Source organism: Streptomyces sp. Root1310 (genome assembly GCF_001426425.1).
Taxonomy (GTDB): Bacteria; Actinomycetota; Actinomycetes; order Streptomycetales; family Streptomycetaceae; genus Streptomyces.
The window spans coordinates 1-20,618 of record NZ_LMEQ01000003.1 but is presented as its reverse complement, the minus strand read 5'-3'; the positions used below and the strand labels follow the sequence as shown (position 1 = coordinate 20,618).

Genomic DNA, 20,618 nt, shown 5'->3' with positions numbered 1-20,618 from the left:
CGGGATCAGAATGCCGTATTGCTGCCAGGGGCTCCTCCGTCGACGATTGCCTGGGCATTCAGATAACCCTGCTTTGCGGCCTCGCGTGCAGTCATCCCGGCATCGCCCGCATCCATTGACTCGTACTTTTCCGCGGCGGCTCGCGCTCCGTCCTCCGCGATGGCCTGATTTCTCACCTGGCCGTCAGCCCAGAATTGCCCGCCGGTCTTCTGGGCTTTGTCCAGGGCATGGCCTTCGGCGTCCTGGAAAACCGATTCGAGGATGACGCTGGTCGCCGTCCCCGCGGCCCCACCGGCCAACGCTCCGACCCACGGTGTTGCGACGAAGGACGTGCCCACCCCGACCGCGGTGCCGACCCCACCGGAGATCCAGTTCTTGCGCTGGGCCACGGAGTGCTCGTACGCCTTGTCGTTGTCCGAGGCCTCGGACCCGATGGCTTCCCGGGCGCCGAGGTTGAGAGTGCCGGAAACCTCTCCCGACCTCGATGCGATCTGTTCGATGACGAGTTTGTGATCGTCGGAGACGCGATCGGCTTCGGGAAGGGCGGGGTCCAAATGATAATCCAGCAACTTGCCCATGTAGGCCTTCTGGCCGACCTCGACGGCGGCGTACCCCTCTTCGTTCTGTCCCACGGCGAAGAGAAGCTTGGTCACGTCATTGTGCTTGAGTTCGGCCTCGGAGCCGGCGACCGGATACAACTTCTCGACATCCCGCCACTTCTCCGTCTCCTGCCCGTCCGCGTCTACTCTCGGTACGTCGGTCATGGCCCGGTTCATGTCCGGCAGATACTCCGAGGTGATCTGGCCGATGCTGTCGGACATATATCCGTACTTGGTCAGCCGTTCGGGATCGTCCCCGATCGACGCCACCAGGCTCTGCATCAGCTTCGCCTGCTCGGCGTTGTGGGCAGGCGTGTCGACCGTCGGCATCTCTCCCGCCGGGTGCCCCGTCGTAGCCGCCTCCAGGGCAAGGGCCAGGTTGTTCCGCCCGGCCACGCTGTCCTCGCCCTTGTCGTCCTGGTCCAGCGGCCAGTCGCGCTCTTCGAAGAGGTAGTCGAAGTTGGTCAGCGACTCCCGCTTGCCCTTGTCGTCCTTGAAGTCGTGGTCCTCGTCCTTGGTGACGAAGGTGTCGTTGAAGAACTCCGTGGCCGCGTCGGGACTGTTGGAGAGGGCCTTCAGGTAGCCGGTCATCGGGTCCCAGCCGGAGTCGGTGCCCGTGCGATTGAGGAGCGGGTCAGCGCCCGTCCGCTGCCAGGTGCCGTGACGGCCGTTGCCCGTGAACTTCTTCTCCGTTTCGATCAGCTTGTCGCCGTAGTCGACGAGGAACCGGTCGTCGAAGTCACCCCACCGCATGAGGTTGGACATGACCTGTCCGCCTAGGGGGAAGCCGCCGCTACGGCCGACCGGCTTGTCGACCAGGTCGATCATCGTGGACTTCCACTGGGTCATGCCGGCGTTGTCGCTCTGCGACGCGGTGGCGAGCGTGAGACCGAGGTTCTTCTGGAGGTCGTCGTACTGGTCGACCCGCTGCTGTCCGATCTTCCACGCGCTGTGCGGGTCGTTGATGCCCGTCCAGAAGTCCAGAGTTCCCCGTGGTCCCAGCCGTGTGGCGAAGCGTTCCGCGAACAGTGGGTCGTCGGCGTACTCCTTCAGACCCTTGTTGAGTCGGTCGAACTCCTCGACCGACAGGTCCTCGGGCTTCTGCTTCGCGAGATCCGCCAGCTCCTCGGCCTCCTTCAGCGCCTTGGCCGCGGAGTCCCGGTCGGCGTAGTCGACGTCCGAGAAGCCCAGCGTGCTCTGGTCGGCGATCGCCATGAGGACACTGCTGGCCGAGGTGTCGCTCGTGGTGGCCTGCTCGAGGATCTTCTGGATCTCGTCGCGCAGCGAGGTGATGGCGCCCTTGTTGTCCTGGTCCTGCTGGGCGCGGCCTTCCGGCGGAACGTGGGTGGTGACGGTGAACCCGCCCTCGTAGCCGAGGACCGTCAGGTTCTGCTGACGACCACGCTCGATGGCGTCGTTGAGCTGCCCCTTGTACTTCTTCAGCTCGTCCCGCGTGTCCTGGAGAATCTTGTGGATGGACGAGGCCTGGCTGTGCGCGTCGGAGAACTCTCCGGCCGTCTTGCCGATGAACTCCTTGGAGACGGTGGCGTTGTACCCCGCCCAGCTCGCCTGGTTCGCGGCGCCGCGCAGGCCCTTCTCGGCCGCGTCCATCAAGGTCTCCAGATCGCCGACCATCGTCGACCAGTCTTCGACCGCGTCGTCCAGCAGGCTGAGGTCGGCGTTGCGAAGGGCGTCGAGATCCATCAGCTCTTGCCCTCTTTGTCGCTCTTCTCGCCGTACACCGGGTTGTGCTTGCCGGGTTCACCGACGCGTTCGTCGAAGCCCGCGTCCAGCACGTCGATGCTGCTCATCTGACGGCGGATGTAGTGGTCGTCGCCGGCATGCAGCTTCTTGGTGACGGTCATGTGGTTCGAGATGTGCGCGCACGCGTCTCTCAGGGAGCCCAACTGCTCGTCCCAGCGCAGCGCGACATGCTGGAGTGCGCCGCCCAGGGCGAAACCGCCCTTGCTGAGGGCACCGGCGGCGCTTTCGCTGGTGGGCACCGCCCTGCGGCCCTTGTCCCAGAGGTCGTTGTACAGCTTGAACGCGTGGGTGCCGATCTTCGCCAGGTCACCCTGATTGGCCCGCAGCTCGCCGTACTGACCGGGATCCGGCGCGGGGCGTACCGGCCCACTTCCGGGATCCAGCTGGTTCAGCCGCATATGGGGCGCGTCGCCCGGGGCCGCCTCCGCCTTGAGTTGCTCCCACTCCTCCCACGCCATGCGTGAGCCCCTTCCCCGTGTCCCTGCGTCCCCGTGTTCCCGCGTTCCGGATTCCTGTGTTCCCGTCGAGCCGCCACCTCGGCGGCCCGGTCCCTCAGCCATCAACAAGCCAGATCCATGAACCCCGTTCAAGTGAGTTCACGGATCTCACCCTACTTTCCCCAATTCCCCGTCGTACGGCTTGACGGCGGCGAAGCGGGGCCCACCGGCCCCCGTGGTCGCCAACTCCATCACCCGCCCAACTCCCGTGCTCGCCAACTGCGTTGCTCGGAAAGTCCCTTGGGGTCGAGGGGACTCCCACTCGTCACCCTCCCTCCGGCGCCAACCCCACCTGCACCAACGGCTTCCCCCGGCGCCGTGAGACGAAGATTCCCCGCCCCGCGGGCATCGGCCGCGGCCGTACCCCGCCGAGGAGGTCCCCCTCTCCGGGGTCGCCCGCCAGTACGACACCCTGGGCGCCCAGCTCCTTGATCCGCTGCATGAACGCCTCGTACGACGCCCGCCCCGCGCCCGCCGTCGACCGCGCGATGATGAAGCGCACCCCGACGTCCCGGGCGAACGGCAGCAGTTCCGTCAGGCCCGCCAGCGGATTGCCGCTCGACGTCGCCACGAGGTCGTAGTCGTCGATGACGACGAACACCGTCGGTCCACGCCACCAGCTGCGGTCCCGGAGCTGCCGTGCCGTCACCTCGGCCGTCGGAGCCCGGCGCTTCATCAGGTCGGCCAGCGCGGCCATGTGGTGGTCCATGGCGTTGGACATCGGGATGTACTCGGCCAGGTGGGTCTCCGGCGTCACGTCCAGCAGGGACCGCCGGTTGTCGACCACGAACAGCTTGCACTCGTCGCCCGAGTAGCGCTGGGTCAGCTGCCGGATCAGCAGCCGCAGCAGGTTCGACTTGCCGGACTCGCTCTCGCCGAAGACGAGGAGGAACGGATCCTGCTCGAAGTCGACGTAGACCGGTTCGAGCCGGTCCTCGTCGAGGCCGAAGGCGACCCCGCGGCGCGGGAAGCGGTCGCCCGGCGGCAGCGAGTCGGCCGGGAACTCCCTGGGCAGCAGCCGGACTTCCGGCGCGGGCGCCGCCTGCCACTGCCGGGCGACCTCCGCGGTCAGCGCCTGCGTGGCGTCGGCGAGGCCAGTGTCGGAGGCGAGGCCGTCGATACGCGGCACCGCCGCCATGAAGTGCAGTTTCTGCGGCGACTGGCCACGGCCCGGCACGCCCGCCGGGACGTTCGCGGCGACCTTGCGGTCGATCTCGGAGTCCATCGTGTCGCCGAGCCGCAGCTCCAGCCGGTTCATCAGCTGGTCCTTGAGAGCGGCCCTGACCTCCATCGAGCGCGAGGCCGTCAGCACCAGGTGGACGCCGTAGCCGAGCCCGCGCGCGGCGATGTCGAGGATCACCTGGTCCATCGCCTCGTACTCGGACCGGAAGTTGCCCCACCCGTCGACGATCAGGAACACGTCCCCCCAGGGCTGGTCCGAGACCGAGATGTCCCCGCGGGCCCGCCTGGCCCGGAACTCCGCGATCGACGGGATGCCGGCCGAGCGGAAGTACTCCTCACGGCGGGTCAGCACGCCGTACACCTCGGCCACCGTGCGCCGCACCCGCTCCGGGTCGAGCCGGGAGGCGACCCCGCCCACGTGCGGCAGGCCGGCCACCGACGCCATCGCGCCGCCACCGAAGTCGAGGCCGTAGAACTGGACCTCGTGCGGCGTGTGGGTGAGGGCGAAGGCGCAGATCAGCGAGCGAAGCAGGGTCGACTTGCCGGACTGCGGGCCGCCGACGATCTGCATATGGCCCGCGGCACCGGAGAAGTCCACCCGGAGCGAGTCACGGCGCTGCTCGAACGGCTTGTCCACCAGCCCTACCGGGACGACCAGCCGGCCCGCGCCCTCGTACCCCGGCTGGGTGAGGCCGCGGCCCGGCACCGCCGCGAGCCCCGGCAGCAGCGCGTCCAGCGACGGCGGGCTGTCCAGCGGCGGCAGCCACACCTGGTGCGCGGCCGGGCCCTGCGCCTCCAGCCGGCGCACGATCACGTCGAGCACGGTGTCCGCCAGCGCGTCGTCGATCTCCGGATCGCCGGACGGGCGGGCCTGCGGCACCTGCGCGTACCGCACGGGCACCTCCGCCGAGGTGAACAGCACCGGCCGCCGGTCCACCGGCAGCGGGCCGCCCCCCGGCGCCGTCCGCTGAGCGCCCGAGCGGTAGACCCCGGACACGTACGCCGCCTTGAACCGCACCATCTCGTCGGTGCCGAACTTCAGGAAGCCGGAACCCGGCACGTTCGGCAGGGAGTACGCGTCGGGCACACCGAGCGCCGCCCGCGACTCCGCCGCGGAGAAGGTGCGCAGACCGACGCGGTACGACAGATAGGTCTCCAGGCCGCGCAGCCGGCCCTCCTCCAGGCGCTGCGAGGCCAGCAGCAGGTGCACGCCGAGCGAGCGGCCGATCCGGCCGATCTGCACGAACATCTCGATGAAGTCCGGCTTCGCCGTCAGCAGCTCGCTGAACTCGTCGATCACCAGGACCAGGGAGGGGATCGGCTGAAGGGCGGCCCCCGCGGCCCGGGCCTTCTCGTAGTCGTGGATGTTGGCGTAGTTGCCCGCGTCCCGCAGCAGCTCCTGACGCCGGTTGAGTTCGCCCCGGATGGAGTCGCCCATCCGGTCCACCAGTGTCAGGTCGTCCGCCAGGTTGGTGATCACGGCCGCCACGTGCGGCATCTGCGCCATGCCGGCGAAGGTCGCGCCGCCCTTGAAGTCGGCGAGAACGAAGTTCAGGGTCTCGGAGGAGTGGGTGACCGCCAGGCCCAGCACCAGCGTCCGCAGCAGCTCGGACTTGCCGGAACCCGTCGCGCCCACGCACAGACCGTGCGGCCCCATGCCCTCCTGCGCCGCCTCCTTGAGGTCCAGCATCACCGGACGGCCGTCCTCGCCCACCCCGATCGGCACCCGCAGCCGCTCCGCCAGCGAACGCGGCCGCCAGGTGCGCCGGGTGTCCACGGACGCGGCGTCCCCGAGGCTCAGCAGGTCGGTGAACTCCAGGTTGGCCAGCAGCGGCTCGTCGTCGTCCCCGCCGGACGCCATCCGCAGCGGGGCGAGCTGCCGGGCGAGTGCCTCGGCGGACTCCGGCGAGAGCGTGTCCGGCGTCCCCTCGTAGACGGCGCCGTGCCCCGACTCCAGTCGCAGCGCACCGGGCTGTACGACGATGTCGAGCTCGCCGCCGGCCCCCGTCGGCTCACCGGGGACGATCTCGAGGACCGTCACGCCCTGGAGCCCCTCGGGGTTGGCCAGGACCGAGTCCGGGGGCAGGGAGACGCCGTCGAGGACGACGACGACGTGCGGCTCGTCGGGCAGCGGCGTCGCGTGCGGATGGAACCGCGGGCGGCCGGTCAGCCGAGCCCCGAGCAGGTTCTCCAGCTCACGGGTGTCGGCGCCGATCAGCCTGCGGCTGCCCGCCCCGTCCACGGCCCCGGACGCCTGGACGTGCGGCAGCCACTTCGCCCACTCCCAGTGCGGCAGTTCCTCCCGGCCCGCCGCGACGACGAGCACCAGGTCCTCGGACGAGTGCAGCGCGGCCAGCGAACCGGCCATGGCGCGGGCGCAGGAGCGCACCGAGAGCGGCTCACCGCTGACCGTGACGTGGTAGAAGGCGCGCAGCGAGACGGCCATCGGCAGGTCGTCGAGGCTGTCGTGGACGGCGAGGAAGCGCTGGAGCGCGCCCGCGGTCAGCGGCTCCAGCTGCTCCACCGGGCCGGTCTCGGGAGCGATCAGCGGGGTGGCGAGGGACTGGACGCCGAGGCCGACACGGACCTGGGCGAAGTCCTCGTCCCCGGGCCGCCGTTCCCACACCCGGCTGCCCTCGGCGACCAGCGCCCACAGCTGCTCGGGGGAGGGATGCAGGTAGTACTGCGCGTCACGCTGCGCCCGCGCGGTGTCGAGCGCGGTACGCCGGGTCTGTGCCAGATAGCTCAGGTAGTCGCGGCGCAGATCCGCCAACTGCCCCTGTGAGCCGCGCCGGAAGCGCACCACCATCGCGATCGACATGGCCACGGTCGAGGCGATCATGACCATGCCCATGATGCGCATGAACGGCTGCCCGCTCGTGAAGAAGAAGACCACCGAGCCGCCCATGCCGAGCGTCGGCAGCAGTTGCATCAGCACGCTCTCCTGATGGCCCCGCGGCAGCTCCGGCGGAGGCTGCAGAACGACCTCACCGGTGGGCACCTCGGACGGCAACACCCGTGGCTGGCGCTTCACGACGATGTGGCTCACTGCTCACCAACCCCCTTTGCGAGGCCCCGAATCCCCTTGCGCGGCCCCGGAAAACCCCGTCCGCCGCCCCCTGCCGGACGGACGCAGGCCGCCGCGTGATCCTACTGACTGCCTGTCTCACCAAGGGGCGGTAGGGTGCCGGATGTTCGCGTGAGCACACCCGCGGGCCGCGTCGCGCACCGACCGGCGCGGAACCTTCACACCGCCGACCGACACCGCACACGCGGACACCGCACACGCCGACACCGAACACGCGGACAGCGCCGACCGACACCACACATGCCGACACCACACATGCCGACACCGCACATGCCGACGCGGAACCATCACTGAGGGGGAGCAGCAGGTGAGTATCGCGGCCTCCGCGGCAGCCACCGGAGAAGGACGCGGCGCCGGAGCCGCTCCCGCGGCGGGGACGGGGCTCGGCTTCTGCCGGGTCACCATCGTCGCCCCCGACAGCCGGATCGACGTGGCGCTGCCCGACGACGTCCCCGTCGCCGACATCCACCCGGAGATCCTCAGGCTCTCCCGGCAGAGCCCCGCCGAGGGCGCTCCGGTCGGCTACCACCTCGTCCGCCGGGACGGCACCGTCCTCGACAGTTCCCGTTCGTTCGCCGCTCAGCACATCCTCGACGGCGAGCTCCTCACGCTGCGGCCCTTCTCCGAGTCGCTGCCGCCCGCCGTCTTCGACGACGTGTCGGAGGCGGTCGCCTCGGCCGTGACACGCGAGCACACCCTGTGGAGCGGCGAGCTGACCCGCGCCGCGGGCCTCGTCGGCGGAGGGGTCATGCCGGCCCTGCTCGCCTTCGTGGCCTGGACCGGCGACCCGCGTCACGACATGCACAGCCTCCCCGGGGTCCTCGCCGCGGTCGTCGGTGTCCTGCTGGTCGCCCTCGCGTGCGTCCGGGCCCGCGTGTACGACGACCGGGGCTCCGCCGTCGCCCTCGGGCTCGGCGCATTGCCGAACGTGGCCGTGGCCGGCTCCGGGCTCCTCCCGCTCGCGGACGGCCAGGGCATCGGCAGGCTGGCGTTCCTGCTGTCCTGCGCCGCGGTGCTGCTCGCCTCGGTGCTGCTCACCCTGTGCTCCCCTCGGGGGGACGGCCCGTTCGTGGCCTTCGTGGTCGCCTCCGGCGTCGGCCTGGCCGTGGTGTTCGCGGCGATCCTGGCGCACTGGACCCCGGCCGAGACCGCCGCCCTGTGCGCCCCGGTCGGCGTGGGCGCGCTGGCCTTCCTGCCCGGCCTGTCCATGCGCTTCGCCCGGCTGCCGATCGGTTTCGACACCCCGGCCACCGCGCCGCGTGGCGCGTACGGCGCCGATCCCGCCCCGCGGGAGCCGGTCGACGCCGAGCGGATCGCCGCCCAGGCCCGCCGCGGACACGAACTCCTGGTCGGTCTGGTGGGCGGCTGCGCGGTGATCACGGTCGGCGCCTGCGCGGTCCTCGGGTTCTCCGACGACGTCTGGGCCCGGCTCCTCGCCCTGGCCGCGGGCATCGCTCTGCTGATGCGCGCCCACCTGTTCCGCTACACCGCGCAGGTCGCCCCCGTACTGGCCGCGGGCCTCGGTTCCCTCGTCCTGCTCGGCCTCGGACTGGCGCTGAACCCGCCGCATTCGGTGATCCGCGACGCGCTGGCGGGCGACCGCACCGACCTGGACATCCGTACCGTCTGGCTCGTCGCGGCCATCGCGGCGGCGTCCGCGATCGTCACCGCGATCGGCCTGATCGGCTCGCGGGGCGGCCTCACGCCGTTCTGGGGGCGCTTCATGGAGCTCGCCGAGGGCTTCGTCCTGCTGACGCTCGTCCCCTTGGCGCTGGCCGTCTTCGACGTGTACGCGGCGGCCCGGTCGATGACGGGCTGACCCACGGGCAGCCGCGAAGGAACGCCGGGCGAGAGCTGCGGCGCACCCGGTCGGCCACACCGTCGCGGGCTCCGGCTGCGGCTCCGGCTTCGGTTCCGGTTCCGGTTCCGCCGGTCAGGGCGTGCGGCGCCGGTCCGGGCTCGGCGCCGCACGCGGTGCGGACGAACGGCGGCCGAGACATACCGGCCGACACCGGGCGGTGTCGGCCACACCGTCGCGGGCTCCGCCTGCGGCGCCGTTCCGGGCTCGGCGTCGCACGCGGTGCGGACGAACGGCGGCCGAGACGTACCGGCCGAGACGTACCGGCCGACACCGGGCGGCCGACACCGGGCGGCCGATACCGGGCGCCCCGCCGCCCCGGCTACCGCGCGGCGGACCCCCCGTTGTGCGGCGCCGGCTCCAGATCGAACTCGCCGTCCCGGGCACCCAGCACGAAGGCCCGCCACTCCGCCTCCGTGTAGCGCAGCACCGTCTCCGGGTCGAGCGACGACCGCATCGCCACGGCCCCCGCGGGCAGGTAGGCGATCTCGACGCGCTCCTCGTGCTCCTCGGTGCCCGGGGCGCACTGCCACTCGACGCCGGAGATGTCGAGCGCGTACAGCTCGTCCCGCTCCCGTTCCTTGCGTGCTTTGACGTCTTTGTCCTCGGCATCGGCCATGTCGGCTCCGACCCTTTCCCCTGGGTTCACACTGTTCCAACGAGCTGCGTCGTCAGCCTACTTGCCGGCGTTCCCCCAGCTCAGAGGTTCTTCCTTTACCTTCCGGACCGGCGTCGTCGCCCGTACACTGCCCCCGCGCGCCGCGGTACGGGACGAGTGCCCGCCGCGATATCCCGGACGGGCCCGGGGCCCCGGCCTGCTACGCTGGCTTTCGGCCGTTTGTGTACGCACCCCCGGAAACACCCTCAGGGAGTCCCTGAAGGTTCTGGAGGCCGCGCCCATCGGATCCCCGCCATCCGAGTAACGGAAGCTCTCCCGAGACCAAGACCGGGGGCACTCGGTGGCCACTCAAAGACTACGAGGAGTACGCGTGCCGCTCGACGCCGCTACGAAGAAGCAGCTCATCACGGAGTTCGGCCAGAAGGAGGGCGACACCGGCTCCCCCGAGGTCCAGGTCGCCATGCTGTCCCGCCGGATCTCGGACCTGACCGAGCACCTCAAGACGCACAAGCACGACCACCACTCCCGTCGTGGTCTGCTGATCCTGGTCGGTCAGCGTCGCCGCCTTCTCCAGTACCTGGCCAAGAAGGACATCCAGCGCTTCCGTGCGCTGGTCGACCGCCTCGGCATCCGCCGCGGTGCGGCGGGCGCCAAGTAGAACGCCGTGAGGGGGAGCGGTTCCCGGACCATCGGGACCGCTCCCCTTTGCCGTACGCCCGCGTACCGGCACACGGCGGTACGCATCCGCGCACGCGGATGCACGCCGACGACGGGGCCGTCGTACGCCCCGTCGCCGAGCGGAAACGTGCGGAGTGTCACCAACGCTTTGTAGTGTGGTAGCACAACGACATACGTACGACACAGCGTGATGACGTGTACTCGCTGCGGGTAAACGTCACCACGCCCACCGAACGAGGAGAAGCGCGCCTAGCCGCCGCCGGTCCTCGGTAGTGGCCCCCGGGAAAGAGAACCCCGGGTGCTTCGATCGAAGACCGGCCCGCACCGAGCGTTTCTCCGCAACCGTCCCCCTGCCACACGGGCAGCGAGGGACGAAAGACGACAAGTAACGGAGAAAATGCTAGTGGAGAACGAGACCCACTACGCCGAGGCCGTCATTGACAACGGCACCTTCGGCACCCGCACCATCCGCTTCGAGACGGGCCGCCTGGCCAAGCAGGCCGCCGGCTCCGCCGTGGCGTACCTGGACGACGACACCATGGTGCTGTCGGCCACCACCGCCTCCAAGAACCCCAAGGACCAGCTCGACTTCTTCCCCCTCACGGTGGACGTCGAGGAGCGGATGTACGCCGCCGGCAAGATCCCCGGCAGCTTCTTCCGCCGTGAGGGCCGTCCCTCCGAGGACGCCATCCTCACCTGCCGGCTGATCGACCGCCCGCTGCGCCCGTCCTTCAGGAAGGGCCTGCGCAACGAGATCCAGGTCGTCGCCACGATCATGGCGCTCAACCCCGACCACCTGTACGACGTCGTGGCGATCAACGCCGCCTCCGCGTCCACGCAGCTGGCCGGTCTGCCCTTCTCCGGCCCGATCGGCGGCGTCCGCGTCGCGCTGATCAACGGCCAGTGGGTCGCGTTCCCGACGCACACCGAGCTCGAGGACGCCGTCTTCGACATGGTCGTCGCCGGTCGCGTCCTGGAGGACGGCGACGTCGCGATCATGATGGTCGAGGCCGAGGCCACCGAGAAGACGATCCAGCTCGTCGCGGGCGGCGCCGAGGCGCCGACCGAGGAGGTCGTCGCCTCCGGTCTGGACGCCGCGAAGCCCTTCATCAAGGTGCTCTGCAAGGCCCAGGCCGACCTCGCCGCCAAGGCCGCGAAGCCGACCGGCGAGTTCCCGGTCTTCCTCGACTACCAGGACGACATCCTGGAGGCGCTGTCCGCCGCCGTCCGCCCGGAGCTCGCCTCCGCGCTGACCATCGCGGGCAAGCAGGACCGCGAGGCCGAGCTGGACCGCGTCAAGGCGCTCGCCGCCGAGAAGCTCCTGCCGGAGTTCGAGGGTCGCGAGAAGGAGATCTCCGCCGCGTACCGCTCGCTCACCAAGCAGCTGGTCCGCGAGCGCGTGATCAAGGAGAAGAAGCGCATCGACGGCCGCGGCGTCACGGACATCCGTACGCTCGCCGCCGAGGTCGAGGCCATCCCGCGCGTGCACGGTTCGGCGCTGTTCGAGCGTGGCGAGACCCAGATCCTGGGCGTCACCACCCTGAACATGCTCCGGATGGAGCAGCAGCTGGACACCCTCTCCCCGGTGACCCGCAAGCGCTACATGCACAACTACAACTTCCCGCCGTACTCCGTCGGTGAGACCGGCCGCGTCGGCTCCCCGAAGCGCCGCGAGATCGGCCACGGCGCCCTCGCCGAGCGCGCCATCGTGCCGGTCCTGCCGACGCGCGAGGAGTTCCCCTACGCGATCCGTCAGGTGTCCGAGGCCCTCGGCTCCAACGGCTCGACGTCCATGGGCTCGGTCTGCGCCTCCACCATGTCGCTGCTGAACGCCGGTGTGCCCCTCAAGGCCCCCGTCGCCGGTATCGCCATGGGCCTGATCTCCCAGGAGATCAACGGCGAGACGCACTACGTCGCCCTCACCGACATCCTCGGTGCGGAGGACGCCTTCGGCGACATGGACTTCAAGGTCGCCGGCACCAAGGAGTTCGTCACCGCCCTCCAGCTCGACACCAAGCTGGACGGCATCCCGGCCTCCGTCCTGGCCGCGGCCCTCAAGCAGGCCCGCGACGCCCGCCTCCACATCCTCGACGTGATGATGGAAGCGATCGACACGCCGGACGAGATGTCCCCGAACGCCCCGCGGATCATCACCGTCAAGATCCCCGTGGACAAGATCGGTGAGGTCATCGGCCCGAAGGGCAAGATGATCAACCAGATCCAGGAGGACACCGGCGCCGAGATCACGATCGAGGACGACGGCACCATCTACATCGGTGCCCAGGTCGGCTCGCAGGCCGAGGCCGCCCGCGCCACGATCAACGGCATCGCCAACCCGACCATGCCGGAGGTCGGCGAGCGCTACCTGGGTACGGTCGTCAAGACCACCACCTTCGGTGCGTTCGTGTCGCTGCTCCCGGGCAAGGACGGTCTGCTGCACATCTCGCAGATCCGCAAGCTCGCCGGCGGCAAGCGCGTGGAGAACGTCGAGGACGTGCTCGGTGTGGGCTCCAAGGTCCAGGTCGAGATCGCCGAGATCGACTCCCGCGGCAAGCTCTCCCTGATCCCCGTGATCGAGGGCGAGGAAGCTGATGAGGACACGAAGGACGACACCGACAAGTGACGTCGAGTAGCTCGCAGGCGACGGCCCGCACCTCTTCGGAGGCGCGGGCCGTCGCCCGTACCCAAACCCTGATCAAGGGCACGGCCGGCATCGGTGTCGTGCGCAAGACCACCCTCCCGGGCGGCCTGCGCATCGTCACCGAGACCCTCCCCTCGGTCCGCTCCGCCACCTTCGGCATCTGGGCGCACGTCGGCTCCCGCGACGAGACCCCGTCCCTGAACGGCGCCACGCACTACCTGGAGCACCTCCTCTTCAAGGGGACGAACCGCAGGTCCGCGCTGGACATCTCCTCCGCGATAGACGCCGTCGGCGGCGAGATGAACGCGTTCACGGCGAAGGAGTACACGTGCTACTACGCGCGCGTGCTCGACGCCGACCTGCCGCTCGCCATCGACGTCGTCTGTGACATGCTCACGGGCTCCCTGATCCGCGAGGAGGACGTCAACGTCGAGCGCGGCGCGATCCTCGAGGAGATCGCGATGACCGAGGACGACCCCGGCGACTGTGTGCACGACCTGTTCGCGCACACGATGTTCGGCGACAACGCCCTCGGCCGCCCGGTCCTCGGCACCGTCGACACGGTCAACGCCCTCACCGCCGACCGCATCCGCCGCTTCTACAAGAAGCACTACGACCCGACCCACCTCGTGGTCGCGGCCGCCGGCAACATCGACCACAACAAGGTCGTACGCCAGGTCCGCGCGGCCTTCGACAAGGCGGGCGCCTTCAAGAACCCGGACGCCACGCCCATCGCCCCGCGCGACGGCCGGCGCGCGATCCGCTCGGCCGGCCGCGTCGAGCTGATCGGCCGCAAGACGGAACAGGCCCATGTCGTCCTCGGCATGCCGGGTCTGGCCCGCACGGACGACCGGCGCTGGGCGCTGGGCGTGCTGAACACGGCCCTCGGCGGCGGCATGTCCTCCCGCCTCTTCCAGGAGGTCCGCGAGAAGCGCGGCCTGGCCTACAGCGTGTACTCGTACACCTCCGGCTTCGCCGACTGCGGCCTCTTCGGCGTATACGCGGGCTGCCGCCCGAGCCAGGTGCACGATGTGCTGAAGATCTGCCGGGACGAACTCGACCAGGTCGCCGAGCACGGCCTGTCCGACGAGGAGATCGTCCGCGCCATCGGACAGCTGAGGGGCTCCACGGTCCTCGGCCTGGAGGACACCGGCGCGCTCATGAACCGCATCGGCAAGAGCGAACTGTGCTGGGGCGAGCAGATGTCGGTCGACGACATGCTGACCCGGATAGCGGCGGTGACCCCGGACGAGGTCCGCGCGGTGGCCCGCGACATCCTGGGACGGCGCCCGTCGCTGTCGGTCATCGGCCCGCTCAAGGACAAACAGGCCGCCCGGCTGCACGACGCGGTCGCCTGACCCTCTTCGACAGGCCTTCGGCAACTTCGGTAAGGAAGCACAACAGATGAGCAAGCTGCGCGTGGCGGTCCTCGGCGCCAAGGGCCGGATCGGTTCCGAGGCGGTACGGGCGGTCGAGGCCGCCGAGGACATGGAGCTGGTGGCCGCCCTCGGCCGCGGTGACAGGCTCGAGACGCTGGCCGAGAACGGCGCCCAGGTCGTGGTCGAACTGACCACGCCCGCCTCGGTCATGGACAACCTCGACTACTGCGTGGGGCACGGCATCCACGCCGTGGTCGGTACGACCGGCTGGACCGAGGAGCGCCTCGCGCACCTGACGGCCCGACTGGCCGAATCTCCGCGGACGGGCGTGCTCATCGCGCCCAACTTCTCCATCGGAGCCGTCCTGACCATGAAGTTCGCGCAGATCGCCGCGCCGTACTTCGAGTCCGTCGAGGTCGTCGAACTGCACCACCCCAACAAGGTGGACGCGCCCTCCGGCACCGCCACGCGCACCGCCCAGCTCATCGCCGCGGCCCGTCGCGAGGCGGGCACGGCCCCGGCGCCGGACGCCACGGAGACGGGCCTGGACGGAGCGCGCGGCGCGAACGTCGACGGCATCCCGGTGCACGCCGTCCGGCTGCGCGGGCTGCTGGCCCACCAGGAGGTGCTGCTGGGCGGGGAGGGCGAGACCCTCACGGTCCGCCACGACTCGCTGCACCACAGCAGCTTCATGCCGGGCATCCTGCTGGGCGCCCGCCGGGTGGTGTCGACTCCGGGCCTCACCTTCGGCCTGGAAAACTTCCTCGACCTCGGCTGAGGCTGACATGCGCGCCAAGCTCTCCTACGCCGTCACGGCCGCCGTCCTGGTCTTCTACTTCGCCCTGGTCGGCAGCCGCGGCGTCATGCTCATCCAGGCCGGCACACTCCTGACCGTCACCTTCGGCATGGCGGTGCTGATCCTGCCGGTCATCGGCGTCTGGTTCCTGTGGAAGAACACCCAGTTCGTCCGCCGGGCCAACGCCCTCGCCGCCGAACTCGACGCCGAGGGCGGACTGCCCGTCGACGAACTGAAGCGCACCGCGAGCGGCCGCGTCGACCGCGACTCCGCCGACGAGGTGTTCGACCGGCGCAAGGCCGAGACCGAGGCGGCCCCCGACGACTGGCGCACCTGGTTCCGCCTCGCCGTCGCCTACCACGACGCCCGGGACACCCCGCGGGCCCGCAAGGCGATGCAACGCGCGATCAGCCTGCACGACGGCAAACCGGTGCAGACCGCCTGAGCCGTACGCCGAAGGGGCCGGCCCGCACCTGTGGCGGACCGGCCCCTTCGGCGTACGGCCGGACGTCGGATCGGTGTCCGGCGGACTCGGTTCAGCCGCGCCGGTTCTCCGCGGCCCACGCCTCGACCGCGTCCGCCGCCCGGTCGAACGCCTCGGCACGGGCCAGGAAGTCGGCCCCGTGCGTGGTCAGCAGCTGCGTGGCCTCCTGCGGGCGGTCCCGCCGTCCGACGGTCAGCGCCTGCCCCTGGACGGTCCGCGGCAGCCCCAGCCAGCGCACCGGCTGCTGCACGGTCCGCACCGCCACGACCCGCTCCCAGGGCAGCGTGCGGGTGACGAGGAAACGCACGTGCCGCAGCCCGCGGTCGCTGACCCACACACCCATGCGCAGCAGCCGCAGGGCGGCGGCGATCACGAGCAGGGAACAGCCGAAGATCACGCCGGCCTCGGACTTCGACCCGGTCAACGCGATGATGACGGCCGCGAACAGCACGTACGAGGCGAGCAGCAGCGCCAACGCGGCGACCCCGACCCGCCAGGGTCCGGGCCGGTAGGGGCGCCGCCAGCGCTCACGGTCCTCGAAGGGCAGCGCGACGTCGTCCGTCGCCTCGAATGCGCGGTCGGCCGTCAGGAAGGGCAGGGGCACGGCTGGTCCTCACTCGTCCATGCGTGGGCTGTGCCCGGTGAGGTTATCCGTCTGTGTCCCGGCTCACCACCATCGGGGGTCCGGATGGCGTCAGCGTCCCTGGGACGCCTGCGACTGCTGTGTCTCCGCCGAGTGGTCCAGGCTCAGCGCCGGCATCCCGATGACCAGGGAGCCCACCAGCGCGGCCACGATGGTGAGTCCCCACAGCCAGCGTCCGGCTATCTGACCGGCGGAGGACCGCTCGGAGGGCGGGGGAGCGACATTGCTGCGGAACCGGTCGGCCTCGGCGAGGAAGGCGAAGGGTACGGGCTCGCGCCGGCGGAACATGATGGGTACTTCCTCCTGGGGCTTTCGATCGGGCGCTTCACTGATACAGACGAGCGGGTGCCCGGAAACGTGCCCCATATCGGCAGACGTCCCGCACGAATCCGACGGCACGCCCGTGACGGACCGGCGCGGCGGCCCCCGTAGAGTTGGCGCCGCTCCGAAGACGCGACGGAAGGACCCCCGCACAGTGACCGACAGCCCCGCCGACGACCTCAAGCCCGGCTTCCGCAGCGACGTCACCGTCGAGCTGGTCAAGCACACCGCGTCCGACGCCGACGTACTCTTCGCCGCCCGCGTCTCGACCGCCGGCGAGCAGTCCCTGGACGAGCTGGGCAAGGACCCGGAGCGCTCCAAGGGTCTGATCAACTACCTGATGCGGGACCGGCACGGCAGCCCCTTCGAGCACAACTCGATGACCTTCTTCATCAGTGCCCCGATCTTCGTCTTCCGCGAGTTCATGCGCCACCGCGTGGGCTGGTCGTACAACGAGGAGTCCGGCCGCTACCGGGAGCTCCAGCCCGTCTTCTACGTCCCCGGCGAGTCCCGCAAACTCGTGCAGCAGGGCCGTCCCGGCAAGTACGTCTTCGCCGAGGGCACGCAGGCCCAGCAGGAGCTCGTCGGCCGCACCATGGAGGACTCCTACCGCCGGTCCTACGACGCCTACCAGGAGATGCTCGCCGCCGGCGTCGCCCGCGAGGTCGCCCGTGCGGTCCTCCCGGTCGGCCTGTTCTCCTCGATGTACGCGACCTGCAACGCCCGCTCGCTGATGCACTTCCTCGGTCTGCGCACCCAGCACGAGCTGGCGAAGGTCCCGTCCTTCCCCCAGCGGGAGATCGAGATGGTGGGCGAGAAGATGGAGGCCGAGTGGGCCGCGCTCATGCCCCTCACGTACGCGGCCTTCAACGCCAACGGCCGAGTGGCTCCCTGACGGACGCGGCGTACACGAGCGACGTACTGGAGCGCCGGAGACGAGCCACGGAGACGAGCGACGGAGACGTATGTACGGATCATCCGTGCGAAGTGTCCGTATTGCGGCATTTAGAGAAGTTCATCTAGCCTGATCAAACGGACCCGGCACTGCTTGAACCCCCGAGCAGGCAGTGCCGGGTTCCATCTTTGTCATGACTTTCCGTACCCCCCGCGGGCAGACCCCGCGGTGAGCAACGAGTAGCGTGTCACCCATGGCTCCGACCTCCACTCCGCAGACCCCCTTCGGGCGGGTCCTCACCGCCATGGTCACGCCCTTCACGGCGGACGGCGCACTCGACCTCGACGGCGCACAGCGGCTCGCCACCCACCTGGTGGACGCAGGCAACGACGGCCTGATCGTCAACGGCACCACCGGCGAGTCCCCCACCACCAGTGACGCGGAGAAATCGGACCTGGTACGAGCCGTCCTGGAGGCCGTCGGAGACCGTGCCCACGTCGTCGCCGGCGTCGGCACCAACGACACCCACCACAGCGTCGAGCTCGCCCGCGCTGCAGAGCAGGCGGGCGCACACGGCCTCCTGGTCGTCACCCCGTACTACAACAAGCCCCCCCAGGAGGGCCTGTACCGGCACTTCACGGCGGTCGCCGACGCCGCCGGGCTGCCGGTCATGCTCTACGACATCCCCGGCCGCAGCGGCGTCCCGATCAGCACCGAGACGCTGGTCCGCCTCGCCGCGCACCCCCGGATCGTCGCCAACAAGGACGCCAAGGGCGACCTGGGCCGCGCGAGCTGGGCCATCGCGCGCTCCGGGCTGGCCTGGTACTCCGGTGACGACATGCTGAACCTGCCGCTGCTCTCCGTGGGCGCGGTCGGCTTCGTCTCCGTCGTCGGTCACGTGGTCACCCCGGACCTGCGCGCCCTCGTCGAGGCGTTCACCGCCGGGGACGTCCAGAAGGCGGCCGAGATCCACCAGAAGCTGCTCCCGGTCTACACGGGCATGTTCCGCACCCAGGGCGTGATGACCACCAAGGCCGCTCTCACCCTGCTGGGCCTGCCCGCCGGCCCGCTGCGCTCGCCCATGGTCGAGTGCTCGCCCGAGGAGATCGAACAGCTCAAGATCGATCTTGCGGCGGGCGGGGTACAGCTCTGACAACGGACTTCACAACTGAATAGCAGGCCACCGGTGCCTGCAATCCACAACGACAACTGCTTGCACGAACGTCATGCGCGCCACGTGCCCACCGGTACGTGGCGCGTGTGGTTGAGGAGAGTCTTTTGAGTCATCCGCATCCCGAACTTGCCCCGCCCCCGCCGCTGCCGGCGGGCGGCCTCAGGGTCACCCCGCTCGGCGGCCTCGGCGAAATCGGCCGGAACATGACGGTCTTCGAATACGGCGGCCGTCTGCTGATCGTCGACTGCGGCGTGCTCTTCCCCGAGGAGGAGCAGCCCGGCATCGACCTGATCCTGCCGGACTTCACGTCCATCCGGGACCGCCTCGAGGACATCGAGGGCATCGTCCTCACCCATGGTCACGAGGACCACATCGGTGCCGTCCCCTACCTCCTCCGGGAGAAGCCGGACATCCCGCTGATCGGCTCCAAGCTGACCCTCGCGTTCATCGAGGCCAAGCTCCAGGAGCACCGGATCCGTCCGTACACCCTCGAGGTGGCGGAGGGACACCGTGAGCGCATCGGCCCCTTCGACTGCGAGTTCATCGCCGTCAACCACTCGATCCCGGACGCGCTCGCCGTCGCCATCCGCACGCCCGCGGGCATGGTGGTCCACACCGGCGACTTCAAGATGGACCAGCTCCCGCTGGACGGCCGTCTCACGGACCTGCACGCGTTCGCACGTCTGAGCGAGGAAGGTATCGACCTTCTTCTCTCCGACTCCACGAACGCCGAGGTCCCCGGTTTCGTGGCGCCCGAACGGGACATCTCCAACGTCCTGCGCACGGTCTTCGGGAACGCCCGCAAGCGGATCATCGTGGCCAGCTTCGCCAGCCACATCCACCGCATCCAGCAGATCCTGGACACGGCGCACGAGTACGGCCGCCGGGTCGCCTTCGTCGGCCGCTCGATGGTCCGCAACATGGGCATCGCCCGCGACCTGGGATACCTCAAGGTCCCGCCGGGCCTGGTGGTGGACGTCAAGACGCTCGACGACCTGCCCGACCACGAGGTGGTCCTGGTCTGCACGGGCTCCCAGGGCGAGCCGATGGCCGCCCTGTCCCGCATGGCCAACCGCGACCACCAGATCCGCATCGTCCCCGGCGACACGGTGATCCTGGCGTCCTCGCTCATCCCCGGCAACGAGAACGCGGTCTACCGCGTGATCAACGGCCTGACCCGCTGGGGCGCGCACGTCGTCCACAAGGGCAACGCCAAGGTGCACGTCTCGGGTCACGCGTCCGCGGGCGAGCTCCTGTACTTCTACAACATCTGCCGCCCGAAGAACCTGATGCCGGTCCACGGCGAATGGCGCCATCTGCGCGCCAACGCCGAGCTGGGCGCCATGACCGGCGTCCCGCACGACCGCATCGTGATCGCCGAGGACGGCGTGGTCGTCGACCTCGTCGAAGGCAAGGCGAAGATCTCCGGCAAGGTCCAGGCGGGTTACGTCTATGTCGACGGCCTCTCGGTCGGCGACGTGGGGGAGCCGGCCCTCAAGGACCGGAAGATCCTGGGCGACGAGGGCATCATCTCGGTGTTCGTCGTCGTGGACTCCTCCACCGGCAAGATCACCGGCGGCCCGCACATCCAGGCACGCGGCTCGGGCATCGACGACTCGGCCTTCTCGGCCGTCACCCCGAAGATCGCCGAGGTCCTGGAACGCTCCGCCCAGGACGGTGTGGTCGAGCCCCACCAGCTCCAGCAGCTCATCCGCCGCACGCTGGGCAAGTGGGTCTCCGACACCTATCGCCGCAGGCCGATGATCCTGCCGGTCGTGGTCGAGGTCTGAGCGCCGTACGACCGCTCGTAGACGTGAACCCGGAGCGGGGCTCCTCGATTTGCATCGAGGAGCCCCGCTCCAGTACGTTTACGTCTCCGCCCGAACGGGAACCCGGTACGCCTCGTGCCCCGGATCCACTCCCGGGAGGGGCCGGGAAAACCGACTCAGAACTTCTGATAAAGTCGGAACCGCCGGAAAGGAAACCGCGAAACAAAAGCG

The 20,618-nt window shown here is 69.9% G+C and carries 15 protein-coding genes; 9 read left to right on the top strand and 6 right to left on the bottom strand.

What is annotated here, in order from left to right; translation table 11 throughout:
* Nucleotides 1–5 precede the first annotated feature (5 nt).
* The 3 genes from ASD48_RS11140 to eccCa form a co-directional block, all read right to left on the bottom strand.
* The gene (locus tag ASD48_RS11140) at nucleotides 6–2,303 is read right to left on the bottom strand and encodes a hypothetical protein (protein WP_057601404.1); all 2,298 of its coding nucleotides are present in this window, start codon (nucleotides 2,301–2,303) and stop codon (nucleotides 6–8) included.
* Nucleotides 2,303–2,821, bottom strand: a complete 519-nt coding sequence (locus tag ASD48_RS11135) for a hypothetical protein (protein WP_057601403.1) — start codon at nucleotides 2,819–2,821, stop codon at nucleotides 2,303–2,305. The genes ASD48_RS11140 and ASD48_RS11135 overlap by 1 nt, the downstream gene beginning before the upstream one ends.
* A 304-nt stretch (nucleotides 2,822–3,125) precedes the next feature.
* Nucleotides 3,126–7,091, bottom strand: a complete 3,966-nt coding sequence (gene eccCa, locus ASD48_RS11130) for a type VII secretion protein EccCa (RefSeq protein WP_079073718.1) — start codon at nucleotides 7,089–7,091, stop codon at nucleotides 3,126–3,128.
* A gap of 346 nt (nucleotides 7,092–7,437) precedes the next feature.
* On the opposite strand from eccCa, the gene eccD reads away from it, so the two are divergent.
* Nucleotides 7,438–8,949, top strand: coding sequence for a type VII secretion integral membrane protein EccD (gene eccD / locus ASD48_RS11125; protein ID WP_057601402.1), 1,512 nt, complete (start codon nucleotides 7,438–7,440; stop codon nucleotides 8,947–8,949).
* Nucleotides 8,950–9,310: 361 nt separating this feature from the next.
* Here the strand turns inward: eccD and ASD48_RS11120 are convergent, their stop codons facing one another.
* Nucleotides 9,311–9,607, bottom strand: a complete 297-nt coding sequence (locus tag ASD48_RS11120) for a DUF397 domain-containing protein (protein ID WP_020128576.1) — start codon at nucleotides 9,605–9,607, stop codon at nucleotides 9,311–9,313.
* Nucleotides 9,608–9,977: 370 nt separating this feature from the next.
* Here ASD48_RS11120 and rpsO point away from each other — a divergent pair, with 370 nt between their 5' ends.
* The 5 genes from rpsO (at nucleotide 9,978) to ASD48_RS11095 (ending at nucleotide 15,546) form a co-directional block, all read left to right on the top strand.
* The gene (gene rpsO / locus ASD48_RS11115; RefSeq protein WP_020128575.1) at nucleotides 9,978–10,265 is read left to right on the top strand and encodes a 30S ribosomal protein S15; all 288 of its coding nucleotides are present in this window, start codon (nucleotides 9,978–9,980) and stop codon (nucleotides 10,263–10,265) included.
* A 423-nt stretch (nucleotides 10,266–10,688) separates the two neighbouring features.
* Nucleotides 10,689–12,908 carry a polyribonucleotide nucleotidyltransferase gene (locus ASD48_RS11110; RefSeq protein WP_057601401.1) on the top strand — a complete coding sequence of 740 codons (2,220 nt, stop codon included), beginning with the start codon at nucleotides 10,689–10,691 and terminating at the stop codon, nucleotides 12,906–12,908.
* On the top strand, nucleotides 12,905–14,284 hold the full coding sequence (locus tag ASD48_RS11105) for a pitrilysin family protein (protein ID WP_057601400.1): 1,380 nt from the start codon (nucleotides 12,905–12,907) through the stop codon (nucleotides 14,282–14,284). Before ASD48_RS11110 ends, ASD48_RS11105 begins: the two co-directional genes overlap by 4 nt.
* Nucleotides 14,285–14,330: 46 nt before the next feature.
* Nucleotides 14,331–15,083, top strand: coding sequence for a 4-hydroxy-tetrahydrodipicolinate reductase (gene dapB, locus ASD48_RS11100; RefSeq protein WP_057601399.1), 753 nt, complete (start codon nucleotides 14,331–14,333; stop codon nucleotides 15,081–15,083).
* 7 nt (nucleotides 15,084–15,090) lie between these two features.
* The gene (locus ASD48_RS11095; protein ID WP_057601398.1) at nucleotides 15,091–15,546 is read left to right on the top strand and encodes a hypothetical protein; all 456 of its coding nucleotides are present in this window, start codon (nucleotides 15,091–15,093) and stop codon (nucleotides 15,544–15,546) included.
* A gap of 91 nt (nucleotides 15,547–15,637) precedes the next feature.
* On the opposite strand, the gene ASD48_RS11090 is transcribed toward ASD48_RS11095, so the two are convergent.
* Together ASD48_RS11090 and ASD48_RS11085 are read right to left on the bottom strand one after the other, a co-directional pair.
* Entirely contained in the window at nucleotides 15,638–16,189 is a 552-nt protein-coding gene (locus ASD48_RS11090) for a hypothetical protein (protein ID WP_057601397.1), read from the bottom strand.
* 90 nt (nucleotides 16,190–16,279) lie between these two features.
* The gene (locus tag ASD48_RS11085; RefSeq protein WP_199875753.1) at nucleotides 16,280–16,516 is read right to left on the bottom strand and encodes a hypothetical protein; all 237 of its coding nucleotides are present in this window, start codon (nucleotides 16,514–16,516) and stop codon (nucleotides 16,280–16,282) included.
* Between the two features lie 187 nt (nucleotides 16,517–16,703).
* Between ASD48_RS11085 and thyX the strand changes: the two genes are divergently transcribed.
* The 3 genes from thyX to ASD48_RS11070 all read left to right on the top strand — a co-directional run bounded on the left by thyX (nucleotide 16,704) and on the right by ASD48_RS11070 (nucleotide 20,408).
* Nucleotides 16,704–17,444 carry an FAD-dependent thymidylate synthase gene (gene thyX, locus ASD48_RS11080; protein ID WP_057601396.1) on the top strand — a complete coding sequence of 247 codons (741 nt, stop codon included), beginning with the start codon at nucleotides 16,704–16,706 and terminating at the stop codon, nucleotides 17,442–17,444.
* Between the two features lie 253 nt (nucleotides 17,445–17,697).
* The gene (gene dapA / locus ASD48_RS11075; RefSeq protein ID WP_057601395.1) at nucleotides 17,698–18,597 is read left to right on the top strand and encodes a 4-hydroxy-tetrahydrodipicolinate synthase; all 900 of its coding nucleotides are present in this window, start codon (nucleotides 17,698–17,700) and stop codon (nucleotides 18,595–18,597) included.
* A gap of 125 nt (nucleotides 18,598–18,722) precedes the next feature.
* Nucleotides 18,723–20,408 (top strand): ribonuclease J, encoded by a 1,686-nt coding sequence (locus tag ASD48_RS11070; RefSeq protein ID WP_057601394.1) that lies wholly within the window; start codon nucleotides 18,723–18,725, stop codon nucleotides 20,406–20,408.
* Nucleotides 20,409–20,618 lie beyond the last annotated feature (210 nt).

What these genes read in the sequence shown, in the direction of transcription:
- ASD48_RS11140 (WP_057601404.1), bottom strand. Translation starts at nt 2,303, where the DNA reads ATGGATCTCGACGCCCTTCGCAACGCCGACCTCAGCCTGCTGGACGAC.
- ASD48_RS11135 (WP_057601403.1), bottom strand. Translation starts at nt 2,821, where the DNA reads ATGGCGTGGGAGGAGTGGGAGCAACTCAAGGCGGAGGCGGCCCCGGGC.
- ASD48_RS11120 (WP_020128576.1), bottom strand. Translation starts at nt 9,607, where the DNA reads ATGGCCGATGCCGAGGACAAAGACGTCAAAGCACGCAAGGAACGGGAG.
- dapB (WP_057601399.1), top strand. Translation starts at nt 14,331, where the DNA reads ATGAGCAAGCTGCGCGTGGCGGTCCTCGGCGCCAAGGGCCGGATCGGT.
- ASD48_RS11095 (WP_057601398.1), top strand. Translation starts at nt 15,091, where the DNA reads ATGCGCGCCAAGCTCTCCTACGCCGTCACGGCCGCCGTCCTGGTCTTC.
- ASD48_RS11085 (WP_199875753.1), bottom strand. Translation starts at nt 16,516, where the DNA reads ATGTTCCGCCGGCGCGAGCCCGTACCCTTCGCCTTCCTCGCCGAGGCC.
- dapA (WP_057601395.1), top strand. Translation starts at nt 17,698, where the DNA reads ATGGCTCCGACCTCCACTCCGCAGACCCCCTTCGGGCGGGTCCTCACC.